12 protein-coding genes are annotated in these 13,513 nt (G+C 51.5%); 8 read left to right on the top strand and 4 right to left on the bottom strand.

The genetic code is table 11. The features are described 5' to 3' along the window. Positions 1 to 27: 27 nt before the first annotated feature. Both PJDR2_RS18030 and PJDR2_RS18025 read left to right on the top strand, forming a co-directional pair. A complete protein-coding gene (locus PJDR2_RS18030; RefSeq protein ID WP_015845152.1) occupies positions 28 to 945 on the top strand; it encodes a nucleoside hydrolase in 918 nt (305 codons plus the stop codon). Between the two features lie 68 nt (positions 946 to 1,013). Continuing rightward, on the top strand, positions 1,014 to 1,931 hold the full coding sequence (locus PJDR2_RS18025) for an AraC family transcriptional regulator (RefSeq protein WP_015845151.1): 918 nt from the start codon (positions 1,014 to 1,016) through the stop codon (positions 1,929 to 1,931). Here PJDR2_RS18025 and PJDR2_RS18020 read toward each other — a convergent pair. Then, on the bottom strand, positions 1,911 to 2,693 hold the full coding sequence (locus PJDR2_RS18020; protein ID WP_015845150.1) for a phytanoyl-CoA dioxygenase family protein: 783 nt from the start codon (positions 2,691 to 2,693) through the stop codon (positions 1,911 to 1,913). The genes PJDR2_RS18025 and PJDR2_RS18020 overlap by 21 nt on opposite strands. A gap of 116 nt (positions 2,694 to 2,809) precedes the next feature. Further along, complete coding sequence (locus PJDR2_RS18015) at positions 2,810 to 3,673, bottom strand: helix-turn-helix domain-containing protein (RefSeq protein WP_015845149.1); 864 nt, start codon at positions 3,671 to 3,673, stop codon at positions 2,810 to 2,812. A 138-nt stretch (positions 3,674 to 3,811) separates the two neighbouring features. Here PJDR2_RS18015 and PJDR2_RS18010 point away from each other — a divergent pair, with 138 nt between their 5' ends. The 5 genes from PJDR2_RS18010 (at position 3,812) to PJDR2_RS17990 (ending at position 10,302) form a co-directional block, all read left to right on the top strand. Next, positions 3,812 to 4,747, top strand: coding sequence for an aldo/keto reductase (locus PJDR2_RS18010; RefSeq protein WP_015845148.1), 936 nt, complete (start codon positions 3,812 to 3,814; stop codon positions 4,745 to 4,747). 15 nt (positions 4,748 to 4,762) lie between these two features. Then, entirely contained in the window at positions 4,763 to 5,779 is a 1,017-nt protein-coding gene (locus PJDR2_RS18005) for a zinc-binding alcohol dehydrogenase family protein (RefSeq protein WP_041614383.1), read from the top strand. Between the two features lie 17 nt (positions 5,780 to 5,796). Then, the gene (locus tag PJDR2_RS18000) at positions 5,797 to 6,630 is read left to right on the top strand and encodes an amidohydrolase family protein (protein WP_015845146.1); all 834 of its coding nucleotides are present in this window, start codon (positions 5,797 to 5,799) and stop codon (positions 6,628 to 6,630) included. 38 nt (positions 6,631 to 6,668) lie between these two features. Continuing rightward, complete coding sequence (locus tag PJDR2_RS17995; protein ID WP_015845145.1) at positions 6,669 to 9,041, top strand: glycosyl hydrolase family 95 catalytic domain-containing protein; 2,373 nt, start codon at positions 6,669 to 6,671, stop codon at positions 9,039 to 9,041. 88 nt (positions 9,042 to 9,129) lie between these two features. Next, positions 9,130 to 10,302, top strand: coding sequence for a serine hydrolase domain-containing protein (locus PJDR2_RS17990; protein WP_015845144.1), 1,173 nt, complete (start codon positions 9,130 to 9,132; stop codon positions 10,300 to 10,302). 38 nt (positions 10,303 to 10,340) lie between these two features. On the opposite strand, the gene PJDR2_RS17985 is transcribed toward PJDR2_RS17990, so the two are convergent. Together PJDR2_RS17985 and PJDR2_RS17980 are read right to left on the bottom strand one after the other, a co-directional pair. Continuing rightward, positions 10,341 to 11,423 carry a Gfo/Idh/MocA family protein gene (locus PJDR2_RS17985; protein ID WP_015845143.1) on the bottom strand — a complete coding sequence of 361 codons (1,083 nt, stop codon included), beginning with the start codon at positions 11,421 to 11,423 and terminating at the stop codon, positions 10,341 to 10,343. Then, positions 11,420 to 12,514, bottom strand: a complete 1,095-nt coding sequence (locus PJDR2_RS17980; protein WP_015845142.1) for an FG-GAP repeat domain-containing protein — start codon at positions 12,512 to 12,514, stop codon at positions 11,420 to 11,422. Before PJDR2_RS17980 ends, PJDR2_RS17985 begins: the two co-directional genes overlap by 4 nt. 164 nt (positions 12,515 to 12,678) lie before the next feature. Here PJDR2_RS17980 and PJDR2_RS17975 point away from each other — a divergent pair, with 164 nt between their 5' ends. Next, a complete protein-coding gene (locus PJDR2_RS17975; protein ID WP_015845141.1) occupies positions 12,679 to 13,512 on the top strand; it encodes a helix-turn-helix transcriptional regulator in 834 nt (277 codons plus the stop codon). The last annotated feature ends 1 nt before the right edge of the window (position 13,513 follow it).

Raw genomic sequence — 13,513 nt, 5'->3', positions numbered from 1 at the left:
GGGTAGTCGATAATGGAGGAATAGAAAATGTTGTATCCGAAGCTGTCCGAATCATTTGTGGTCCAAAGATTAGCCCCGCCAACCGGGAAAATCCATATCGTTCTCGATACCGATACGTTTAACGAAATTGACGATCAATTCGCTGTAGCCTATTCCCTGCTCTCGAATGAGAGGATGGATGTCGAGGCTTTGTACGCCGCACCGTTCTTCAATGAATTATCAAGCAGTCCAGGCGACGGCATGACAAAAAGCTATAACGAGATTCTGAAAATACGAAAACTGCTGAAGCGCGAGGACGTTCCGGCTTATCGCGGCTCGGAGCAATACTTGCCAGGGGCCGAGTTGCCCGTTGAAAGTGATGCAGTCCATGATCTGATCAAGAGGGCGATGCAGCGCGATGCCGACGATCCTCTGTATGTGGTGGCTATAGGCGCGATTACGAATGTGGCAAGCGCCATTTTGACAGAACCGGGGATTATAGAAAAGATTGTAGTGGTCTGGCTTGGCGGTCATACGTTGGAGTGGGGAGATACAAGAGAGTTTAATTTGTTCCAGGACTTGCATGCCTCAAGAGTTATTATGGACAGCGGCGTGCCGCTTGTTCTAATCCCGTGCATGGGAGTGGCTTCGAACCTGCGAACCACGTTATCGGAAATTCGGGATTACGTGCAGCCGGAGGGGGAGCTGGGGCAGTATTTGTACGAGACTTACCGGGATTGCACGAACGATCATTATGCCTATTCCCGAGTTATCTGGGATATCTCTACGATAGCATGGCTGAATAACCCGAATTGGGCGCCATCGCAGCTGCTTCCTAGTCCCCGCATATCGGAAGACTTCCGGTGGAGCTCGGATCCTTCGAGGCATCTTATCCGTTATGTGCGTTACATTGACCGCGATGCGGTGTTTAAGGACTTGTTCCTGAAGATCAAACAATTCCGTTGATTCCTGATAAGCCCAACAAAGGCGCTTTGCAGCTGCAAAGCGCCTTAAGAACCGGACGGGGGACCCGTATGAGCGATGTGCTAAAAAGCGATCAGCATCTGGAAAGCGAACATTTTCTTTTTCATATTGAACCTTATGAGCTCAAGCAGGGTACGATGATTCCGCTGCATCGTCATGAATTCGTAGAACTCGTCTTTATTAAACAAGGCTCGGGACTTCACGAATACGAAGGAAATACATTCCCTATAACAGCCGGAGATGTGTTCATTATTGAGCCCGGCATGGATCATGCGTATACGGTCGAGCAGAGCGAAGGGATGGAGGTTGTGAATGTCCTGTTCGTTCCGGCTCTTCTCGAACGGGAGCTTGCCGTATTATCGGGAGTCACTTCGTTTATCGACTTTTATTATATGGAGCCGTTTCTGCGGTCGGATGTATCCTTCCAAGCGAAGCTTACCTTGTCTCCCCGGCAAATGATGGACATCCGCGGGATATTGGAGCAGCTGATGAAGGAGTACGGAAATAAGGAAAGCGGGTATCAATTTCTAATCAAATCTAAGCTAATCGAGTTGTTTATCATCCTTAGCCGCATATACGCCAATAACCGGAACCATTCCTTGCCTTCCATTCAGAACGACGGGGAAATGATCGCCCGCATATGCGAATTTATTAAACGTCATCAAGCTCATCCTTTGTCGCTGGAACAAATCAGCCAGATGGCGGGCATGAGCCAAAGCAAGTTTACCTTGCTGTTCCGCCAAATGACCGGAATGTCCTTCGTGGAATTCCGTAACGACCAGCGAATTCAGCTTGCCAAGCAATTGTTGGCCGCTTCAAGCGACAAGATTGCCCGGATTGCGCTGGATACGGGTTACGAGGATTTGAGCCATTTCAATCATGTCTTCAAGAAGCTTACGGGGGAGACGCCAAGCCTTTACAGAAAGCGGATGAAAGGACGCTCCGAATCAGGCGAGCCTAGGGAATAAACCCCCGGTCAGCACATCGCCCTTCTGGAAGCCAAGCCCGTCGGTACATACATGGTTCGCACCGCTGTAAGTCGTTCCATCGGGCATATAGACGATAGCAAGCGCGCGGCGGGGTTTGTCCGTCTCATTGGCATGCGCATAGTGAAAGGTGAGACCGTCATGGAAGGAGCAGCTGCCGGCTTTCATCCGGACAACGGCGGCCGTATTGCGGTCCACATCCTTGGCCCCTTCGCTGGAGAATATATCTTCGGGATTAACAAGGTCGATCGATTTTAAGTTTTTAATTTTTTGCGACTTAGGCACCAGCATCATGCATCCGTTATATTCGTCCACATCGTCCAGCGCAATCCAGATGGACAAGGCGCCGGGCTCGTTCATTGGCCAGTAAGGCAAGTCCTGGTGCCAAGGCGTTGGCTTCGAATCCTGGGGCATTTTCAGCAGGGCATGGTCGTGAAAGAGCCGCACGCCGCTTGCTCCGGATAACTGCTTGGCAGCATCGGCAAACCGGCGGGACAACACAAACCGGGCCATTCCGCCATGATCCCGCCACGTATTAACCCGTTGATTCAACACTTTGAAATAAAGATCCCCCGAAGCGGCCGTTTGCGTGGATCTCCCGTTTTGCGCCGACATCGCCTCTTCCAGATAGCCCCGCAGCTCTTCAACTTCCTCCGCGGATAACATGTCATCGATTTGTACGAATCCATTCTCCCGGTAATAGCGTACTTGCTCCTCGGTTAATATTTTCGCGTTGTCCAACATAAACGTCACCCTTTCTGATCGTGTAATTTCATCCTTAGCATATAGGCTTTTGCGCCTTCTATTCTTGGTGAATCAACCGAAAAACAAGGGGTAATCGCCAAAAGCAAAAATCGACTTTAACGGCAGCTGCGCCTGTACTCCACGGGGGTCATCCCGGTGATCAGCTTGAACTTTTTATAAAAATAGGATTCGCTTTCAAAACCGCATGCCAGGCACACGGAGGCGATGGTATCGCCAGTCAGCATCAGCTTCTCTTTGGCTAACATGATTTTTTTGATCAAAATATATTCGCTTACGTTCATACCGGTATGCTGTTTGAACACTCTCGAGAAATGGGCGTACGTTACGGATGCTTTGGAGGACAAGTCGGCAAGACTCATCTCTTGCGATCCGATATGAGCATCGATATAATCCAGGATTGTTCTGATCCAGGATGGCTCGGCGCTGGAGCTTCGCGTATGCTCGGTTTCGGTCAAGGCCATCCGGTTCAACGCAATAAGAAAATCGTAAAGCCTGACGGCAATAGCCGCCCGATAGCTCGGAAGCCGGTTAAGCCATTCTTCATTCATCACGTCAATCAGGCCGGAAAAAGCCTCTCGCTTGTCAGGGGAAGTCTCCAGCTTATAGCTTTTGCTTTTACGGGCTTGCTCGAAGCAGCGCAGCAGCGAATGGGATTCACCGAATTCCATTGGCTGAATGAATCGGGGCGCAAAGAAGATCGCGCTGGAGGTCACGGGCGAGAACTCATCCGGGAACGCGCGGTGAACCGTATTGCCGGGAATAAGAAACGCATCGCCGGGATTCATCTCGTAAAAGCTGTGATTGATGAAGAAAGTCCCTGTGCCGGAATACACAAAAACAATCTCGTACCAGTCATGCAGATGGTCGGGTAGCTCCCGCTGCGGAGATTTCGTATCCCGATAGACAAGGCTGAACGGGAATTTATCCGTTTCCTCGAAGCGTTTGTGTATGGTTTGCATGACTTTGTCTTCCTTTCTCCGAATAACTACTCCGATGATAGCAAATTAGAGCATAAAATAACAGATTTAGAGCGTTTTCATGTGTGATTATGCTGATGTAGAATGAGATTATATCCTTTTTAACGGGAGTGAGACTCTTTGAAATATAGAAAGCTTGGCAAGACAGGCCTGGAAGTATCGGTACTTAGCTTTGGCGCTTCATCGCTTGGCTCCGTATTCCGCGAAACGGATGACAACGAAAGCATCCGCACGGTTCATGCGGCAATAGATGCCGGCATTAATCTGATCGACGTATCGCCTTATTACGGGCTCAAGAAAGCGGAAACGGTGCTGGGTCAAGCGTTGAAAAGCATTCCGCGAGACCGTTACTATCTGTCTACGAAAGCAGGCAGATACGGGGCAGACCTGTTTGATTTCAGAAGCGAGACCATTATCGCGAGCGTGGAAGAGAGCCTGCAGCGCTTGCATACCGATTATTTGGATATTTTGTTCCTTCACGACATTGAATTCGTAGAACCGGCTATCATCCATGAAGAGGCGATTCCCGCCATTCAGCGGTTAAAAGCCGAAGGGAAAATCCGTAGCACCGGCATTTGCGGACTGCCGCTCAGCCTGTTTGAAGAGTTCCTGCCTAATGCTGACATCGACGCCATTATCTCGTATTGTCATTATTCTTTGAATGACACGACGTTAGAAACGATTCTGCCTTTAATTGAAGAAAAGAATATCGGACTCGTCAATGCATCGCCTTTATCCATGGGCTTGCTGGGAACTCGCGGCACGCCGGATTGGCATCCCGCCAGCCGGGAGGTAAAAGAGATTTGCAAGTGGGCAGCGGAACATTGCGCCGCGCAAGGCGAGGATATTGCCAAGCTTGCGGTTCAATTCTCTACCATGAACGAACGCATCCCAACAACGCTGGTCAGCACGGCTAATCCTTCAAATATAGTGAAGAACGCGATTTGGGTCGATGAGCCGATAAACCTTAGGCTGCTTGAGGAAGTAAGACAAATTCTTGCGCCGATTATGAACGAGACATGGGCGAGCGGTATACCGTTTTATAATAAGCGATAGGGGAGAGGTTGCATGATGAAGGGGATTGTGTGCGAGCAAGTTGAGCAATTCAGGTATGCGGATCTCGAAGAGCCGGTGTTTACGCCTGGCGAAGCGATTGTATCGATTAAACGGGTCGGCATCTGCGGAACGGATCTGCATGCCTATAAAGGAAATCAACCGTTTTTCACTTATCCGCGTATACTTGGCCACGAGCTGTCGGGTTTAATCGAACAAATAGGGGATAACGAGGAAGGCTTCAAAGCAGGTGATCAAGTTAGTATTATCCCTTATTTACACTGCGGGAAATGCGTGGCATGCCGGCAAGGAAAGACAAACTGCTGTACATCCATTCAAGTGCTGGGCGTGCATGCCGATGGAGGCATGCGGGAGAAAATCTCGGTTCCGGTTACGCATCTGCTGAATGCGGACGGGTTAAGCCTTGAGCAAGCGGCCGTTGTGGAACCGTTCAGCATCGGAGCGCATGCCGTCCGGAGGTCGGGACTTGCGGCCGGCGATACGGTGCTTGTGATTGGAGCTGGCCCCATCGGTCTTGGCATCATGGCTTTAGCCAGGCATGCCGGCGCGAATGTCATCGCGATGGATGTAAATAACGAGCGGTTGGACTTTTGCCAAGAGTGGGCCAAGGTTGATCATATCGTTAACGCGCTTGATGCTCCGTTCGTTCGTTTGGAGGCTTTGACGGGCGGCGATTACCCGACCATCGTATTTGATGCCACGGGAAATACCCATTCGATGTCGGCAGCGGTTCGTTACGCCGCGCATGGCGGAACGCTTGTGTACGTGGGATTGGTAAAAGGCTATATTTCTTTCGATGATGCCGAATTCCACAAACGGGAACTTACGATTATGGGAAGCCGAAACGCAACGAAGGAAGACTGCCAGCATGTACTGGAGGTTATCCGTGCCGGAGGGATTGATATTGACGGCTATGTGACTCATCTTGTGCCGTTTGACGAAATGGCGGATCATTTCGAATCCTGGCTGGATCCTGCTAACAAAGTGATCAAAGCGATGATAGAATGGCCTTAAGGAAAAGGAGGCAGCTCATGAGAATAGATTCCCATCAGCATTTCTGGATGTACAACGAGCGGGATTACGGTTGGATGTCCGCGCAGCACGAGGCAATTCAGGCAGATTTTCTGCCGGAGCATTTGAAGCCCTTGCTTTTGCAAAACGGATTTGACGGATCCATTGCCGTTCAAGCCAGACAGTCTCTTCAGGAAACGGAATGGCTCTTGTCCTTGGCCGATCGTTTTTCCGAGATAAAAGGCGTTGTAGGCTGGGTAGATTTGTGTTCTCCTGAAATTGATCGGCATCTCGAGCAATATGGCAATCACCCTTTGCTTAAGGGGGTCCGTCATGTGGTGCATGATGAGCCGGATGACCGCTTTCTTTTGAGGGAGGATTTCAGGAATGGCATTGCCGCCCTGGAAAAGTACGGTTTAACCTACGATTTGCTGCTGTTTCCAAAACATCTTCCTTATGCTGCCGAGCTTGTCGAAATGTTCCCTAATCAGCCTTTTGTGCTTGATCATATCGCGAAGCCGGATATTGCCAATAAAGGATTTGAGCCCTGGGCTCAGGATCTGGCACGACTCGCGGCTTATCCGAATGTCTGCTGCAAGCTGTCCGGGATGGTCACGGAGGCGAAGTGGGGCAATTGGCAGGAGAATGATTTCGCCATCTATCTGGATACGGTGTTTCAATGTTTCGGAATCGAGAGGCTTATGATTGGCTCGGACTGGCCGGTTTGTAAGTTAAGCGGTACCTACGAGCAGACGATAAATATCGTAAGGCGTTACCTGGAAGCTTTTACGGAAGAAGATAGATCGCTTGTATTAGGCGGGAACTGCGCAAGATTTTATGGAATAAACTCGTAGATATTATCTTATATCCTCTATTAAAAAGGAGCATGGCTATGAAGCTGCAATACAATCGTGCATCAGTCAGGTGGACCGACGCTCTGCCAACAGGCAACGGACGCCTTGGAGCGATGATGTTTGGCGGATCGGAAATGGAACGCATCCAGTTAAACGAAGATACCCTCTGGTCCGGCGGCCCCCGTTACGGAGATAATGACAACGCTGTCAAAGTGCTTCCCGAAGTCAGAAAGCTGATCGAAGAGGGACAATATGCGGCAGCCGACCGATTATGCAAACAGATGATGGGGACTTATACGCAATCCTACCTGCCGATGGCTGATCTCTATATAAAGTTCCTGCACGGGAACACGATGAAAAATTACCGGAGAGCGCTGCATCTTGGTGATGCAACCTCAACGGTTGAGTATCAAATTGGTAACGTAACTTATACTAGACGTCTATTTGTATCATATCCGGATCAGGTTGTTGTGCTTCGTCTTGAAGCGAGTCAGCCGGGCAAACTGAATTTCCTTGCCCGGCTTGAAAGCCCGCTGCGGTATGAGACGGCCTTTGACCAGGATGCCCTGATTCTGCGCGGGGATGCGCCGGAACAGGTGGACCCGAGTTACTACGACACGGACATGCCTGTTAAGTATGGCGAGCCTGGCAGCGCCAACGCGATGCGGTTTGAAGGACGAATGGCAGCCCGGCTGGATGAAGGACAAGCTTCTTACGGGCATGACGGACTACGCGTTACGGGCGCGACGGCGGTCACTCTTATTTTCAGCGCGGCAACCAGCTTTAACGGCTATGACCGTTCACCGGGAAGCGAAGGCAAGGACGAGTCGGCGGCAGCTTCCGCTTATTTGGAGCAAGCAAAGAAGCTTTCCTATGAATCGCTCTTGCAAAGACATGTTGAGGACCATCGGAAGCTGTTTAATCGCGTGGAGCTTAGCCTTGGCGAATCGGTTGCGCCGCCTGATTATCCGACTGACGCGCGAATCCGGGATTACGGGGCGAGCGATCCGGGGCTTGTCGAGCTGCTCTATCATTACGGCCGTTATCTGATGATCGGCAGCTCCCGCAAAGGAACCCAACCCGCGAATCTGCAAGGCATTTGGAATGAAGAGACAAGAGCGCCATGGAGCGGTAACTATACGCTTAACATTAATGCGGAGATGAACTATTGGCCAGCGGAAACCTGTAATTTGGCCGATTGCCATACGCCGCTTCTGGATTTCATCGGGAATTTGTCCAAGAACGGCCGGAAGACCGCTTCAACGAATTATGGCGCTGCAGGCTGGACCGCGCATCATAACAGCGATATCTGGTGCCAATCCGCGCCGGCTGGCGATTACGGTCACGGGGATCCGGGCTGGGCATTCTGGCCGATGGGCGGCGTCTGGCTCTGCCAGCATTTATGGGAGCATTACGCATTTGGATTAGACGAGGCGTTCCTGCGGGATAAAGCTTACCCGGTCATGAAAGAGGCGGCCTTATTCTGCCTGGACTGGCTGCATGAAGACAAGGACGGCCGGTTGATTACGTCGCCATCGACCTCCCCGGAGCATAAGTTCCGTACGGCGGAAGGTCTGGCTGCGGTCAGCGCCGCGTCTACCATGGATTTGTCGCTTATCTGGGACTTGTTCACGAATCTGATTGAGGCTTCAACGATTCTTGGCGTAGATGAACCATTCAGAGAGCGGCTCGCGGACACGCGCAGCCGGCTTCATCCGCTGCAAATCGGCGAAAACGGAAGACTTCAGGAATGGTCGAAGGATTTCGAAGACGAGGATCAATTCCACCGTCATGTCTCTCATTTGTTCGGCGTCTATCCCGGTCGCCAACTGACATGGGGAGAGACTCCGGAGCTTATGGCTGCGGCCCAGCGTTCTCTCGAAATCCGCGGAGACGGCGGCACGGGCTGGAGTCTAGGCTGGAAGGTTGGATTATGGGCGCGCTTTGGCAACGGCAACCGGGCATTAGGGCTGCTGTCGAATCTATTGACTCTAGTAGAGGAAGGCAACACGAATTACCATCATGGCGGCGTATACGGCAATCTGTTTGATGCCCATCCGCCGTTCCAGATTGACGGCAACTTCGCTGCGACTTCCGGAATCGCCGAGCTGCTTGTGCAATCCCATCAAGGCTACTTAGAGCTGCTGCCATCCTTACCGGATGCCTGGCCGCAAGGGTATGTGAGGGGATTGCGGGCGAGAGGCCATTTCGACGTCTCGCTCCAATGGGAAGAAGGAGCCGTTACAACCGCGGAAATCGTTTCCAACTCGGGCGGAGTCTGCCGGATCCGTTCTGCTGCTGCGCTGAGCGTGGAATCGGACGGTATTGCGATTACAGCAGCATCGGATGAGCAAGGTTTATTGTCATTCGAGACGGTTGCAGGCGGACGATACCACTTGAGCAGGGCGTAATAAGGGATTGAAAAGGAGTTTGCTCATCGAATAGCGAATATACTTTTTGGTCAGAGGAAGCAACTGGGAAAGAAGGAGATTATCGATTATGTTGGATCAGACAGCAGTCAGCCAGATTAAAGCAACGCTTAGAAAAAGCATCGATAACAACGAAGTAGCTGGGGCCAGCTTTATGGTAATTAAAGACGGCGAAGAAATTTTTTATCATGAAGACGGATTAGCCGACCGCGAAGCGGGACGCCCGGTTGAACGGAATACGATTTTCCGCTTGTACTCAATGACGAAGCCGGTTACGGCAACGGCCGTCATAATTCTGGTGGAGCGCGGAGAAATTGATTTGTTCGATCCGGTAAGCCAATACCTGCCTGGCTTCAACAATCAGCAGGCCGAGGTTAACGGTGAACTGGTGCCGGTGGAGCGGGAAATGAATATACATGACTTGCTTGATATGACTTGCGGCCTGGTATACGGCGGTACTAATGCGGCAGGACAAGCAACGGAGGCTCTGTTCAGAGAGATTGGCGAGCGCCTGCTCGGAGAATCTCCGATGGGCACCGTGGAAGCGATGAACAAGCTTGGCGAAGGCCCGCTTGCTTTCCAGCCGGGAACCTCCTGGACTTATGGCACATCGGCCGACGTGCTGGGTGCTGTTGTGGAAGTAGTAAGCGGAATGCGCTTTGGAGAGTTTTTGCAGAAGGAGATTTTTGGCCCGCTGGGGATGAAGGATACCGGCTTCTCGTTACCGGAAGAGAAGAGAGGACGTCTCGTCAAAACATACGCAAGCGAGCAGGACGGCATGAGTCTCTTTACGGGCAATCATCTGGGTATTATTCATCAAATGGACCGTGACCCGGCTTTCGAATCCGGTGGAGCGGGACTTGTCTCCACGATTGACGATGCGGCGAAATTTACGACCATGCTGTTGAACCAAGGAAACCTGGACGGCGTACAAGTTTTGCGTCCAAGAACGGTTCAATATTTAACAACGGGAACGTTAAATGCCCGTCAGCAGTCTGCCTTTGACAACTGGCATACCTTGACCGGACACAGCTACGGGAACTTGATGCGCGTTGTAACGGACACGAAGACTGCGGGAATTCTGGCAAGCCCGGGAGAATACGGCTGGGATGGCTGGTTAGGCGCATACTTCGGCAATTTCCCGCAAGAGGGTTTGACGATTCTGCTCATGATCCAGAAGAAGGATGCGGGCACGACGCCGCTGACACGGAAGCTCCGCAATATTGTGATGAGCACCTTATAAATAGGAATGCAGCTGCGCGTTTGGCGCAGCTGCGTTTTTTAGGTTTCAGGCAGGCTTTCCGGATAAGTCCGGTTCATGTAATCCACATACGATTGGGCAAATATCAAATCCTGCAGCGCTTCCTTAGCCGTGCAGGGCGCTGGCCGATCGCCGCGGACGGCGGCAAGGAAATAACGTGCCTGATTGCGCATCGCGGAGACGTTCGGCAGAATGGGCTCGTAAGTAAGAGCTTCGTCGGCGGAGGCGTTGTCCTTCTTGATCGTTACTCTCCCCGCGCGTTGGCGTGCCAGCGGGGCAGGCAGATCAATGCGGACATAGCCTTGTCGGAAACCTACCAGAATCTGTTCTTCCCACTCGTGGGAGGTGTGGTAAGGAGCCATCTCCAAGGTAATCGTAACGCCGCTGTCGCTCTCGCCGTTTAGCACGATACCGCGGCGGTCGCCGAAGGTAAGCTTGTAATTCTCGCCAAGCAGATGGCGGAACATATTCACCTGATGGATGTAATAATTGACGAAGCTGTCCAGCATTTGCGTCATTTTGTCCGTATATCCCTCGGGACCTTGTTCCAGCAGGAGCGTGGGATAAGGCTCATTGCTGCCAATCGGCTGGTCTGCTCCGCCAACCCAATCTCCCGGCGGCATCGTAATCCGGATATATTGCAGTTCGCCAAAGCTGCCGGATGCTTTCCATTCTTCAATAACACGCTTGGCGTATTCTACCGCAGGATCCGAACGCTTGTGGTAACCAATCATATGAAGCGTGCCGCTTTCTTCGCCTAACCGTACCATTTTGCCGCCTTCCCGCACCGTAAGAGACAGAGGCTTTTCCGTCAAAACCGGAATGCCTGCCCGCAAAATATCCGGAATAACATTCGAATGGTTCCGGAAGGGCTGCGGCGCTATAATGGCGTCAACCTTGGCTTGCTCCAACAGCTCAAGATGGCTGGCGTAAATCTTCGGTACGCCATAACGGCCGGCTACCAGCCTGGCCATCTGCTGCCGGGGTTCCGCCAAGGCAACCACTTCGCATTCCTCCTTCAGTACGGCGTAATTAGTCAGATGCGCCATTTGCCCCATCCCTCCTACGCCTACAAAACCAATACGCAGCTTTGCGCTCATCATAATTGCTCCTTTGTCGGTCCGATATTTTCGAATAAATAAAGCCCGTCCTTGCCTGGCGCAACAATGTCCGGATACCCGTTGCCGGTAAGGTCCTGCACCCAGAAATAGATTCCCGTGCCGGAGGCTTCACCGGCAGGCCCATAATCGATAACATGCTTTTCGAATCGTGCGTTATTAATGGTGTAGTAATAGATGCCAATCGGATCATGCGCTCCCGGATCGCCGTCGTTATGGGCACGGTAACGTTTGCCTGTAACGAGCTCAAGCTTGCCGTCGAGATCAAGGTCAACCAGCCAAAGATCATGGAACTGGGAAGCGGTGCCTTCAATCGTATGGCGGATCCAGCTTCGGGAGCCGTCTTGCGTTCGGCGCTGCTCATACCAGTGGAGTCCGTAATCATGCGCTTGACCTACAATCAAGTCGACGAGACCGTCGCCGTTCACATCATGGCCGATGACCGGCACGCTGGCTGAGCCAAGGGACCATTCGGCATGGAATGTCCAAGGCGTCCGATACGGATCTTCCGGCTGCTCTAGCCAGCCACCGCTTAAGACAAGATCAACGCGGCCGTCCCCGTTAATATCGACAAAACCCATGCCATGCCCGCTTGGTGCATCTCCGATTATTATTTTCCGGAATTGGCTGGTTCCTTTGCCATCGGCGTCGCGCAACAACTTATAGAAAGCTTGAGGTTCGTTTGGGGTATTGGGGAAAATTTCGGGCACGCCGCAGCCGTCGATATCGTAAAATCGGATCGTCTCGATATTGCCGCAGCGGTCAATGTCGGTCGTTTTCCAATCTTCTCCCGCAGTACCGGGATTGCGGCGCCATCTTAACGTTTCGGTAAACCAGGAACCCGTGATGATATCCGGCCAGCCGTCGCCGTCTACATCCATGGGGAAGTCGGAGAAATCATCGTGATATTCGCCGATTTCCCCTACCTCGCAGATCCGGTGTCTGCGGTTGAAGTCCGGCCCTTCGTACCAGTAAGCGCCGCTAACAATGTCGGGTATACCATCGTTGTTTACGTCAAACACGGCGCATGCCTCGAATTTATTATCCGAGAGCTTTCGTTTCTTAAACTCCAGCATGAGGATACCTCCTAGTGATAACTATTGCTTATTGCAAAGAGAGTAGATAAGCACGTATATTTCAAGTAATGATCATTAACTAGAAAATATCGGAATTTAAGCCTGTTCTCAATGAGCGATCTTGCGAAACAGGCTATTCATTCTTGCGAATAGGAGGGGAAAGGATGGGGGTGTCCTCGCGAGTTCTAAGTCCGGCTTCGCTGATCGGAGGCAGCGAATTCAATTGCCATGAAGCAAGCCCTTTTCAGCATCCTCTTCACCGGCATGAGACATTCAGCGAGCTGCTTTTGGTTGAAGAGGGCAGAGGGACATTTGTTGTTGACGGCAAGCCTTACGAGGTTGGTCCGGGAACCGTTCTGCTGTACCACCGGGGAATATGGCATGAGGAATGGTCTACGCATTATCCTTTTAGGGCTACTTATTTTGCTTTTAAAGATCTACAGGTGAAGGGCTGCCCTCAAAATTATTTCCTTGGGCCGGATCAAGCTCCTGTAATAGAACTCGGAGAAAAAACGGATGAGACTGCGAGTTTAGTGCGGGAATGCCTTGCCGAGCTGCACTCCGGGTTGGCGGAATCCAGAGCGGCAGCGAACCATTTGTTTGGATTGCTGCTTGCGCGTTTGGCACGCCTTGTACCGGGTGAATCTACCGAACGAAGGATCGTTAAGCCTGCGGAAGCAGCTGTAATAAAGGCGAGAGGTTACATAGAAGAAAACTATCAGCAGCCTATCACGTTGGAACAGCTTGCTAAAGTCACCTTTGTCAGCAAGTATTATCTGTCCCATTTATTTCAGCAGGAAGTGGGCATTTCTGTCATTCAATTTCTGATTCAGTGCCGGATGGAAGCTGCAAAGCGCTACTTGATCATGACCGGGCGGCCGGTGAAGGAAATAGGAGAATTGGTAGGTTATCAGAGCGAGCCGACGTTCCATAACCTTTTCAAGAAGGTAACCGGTCTTACGCCGGGACAATTCCGAGAGTCGGCAAGGGAGAAATAAA

This window comes from Paenibacillus sp. JDR-2 (assembly GCF_000023585.1).
Lineage (GTDB): Bacteria > Bacillota > Bacilli > Paenibacillales > Paenibacillaceae > Pristimantibacillus.
This window is presented reverse-complemented; position numbering and strand designations above follow the sequence as displayed.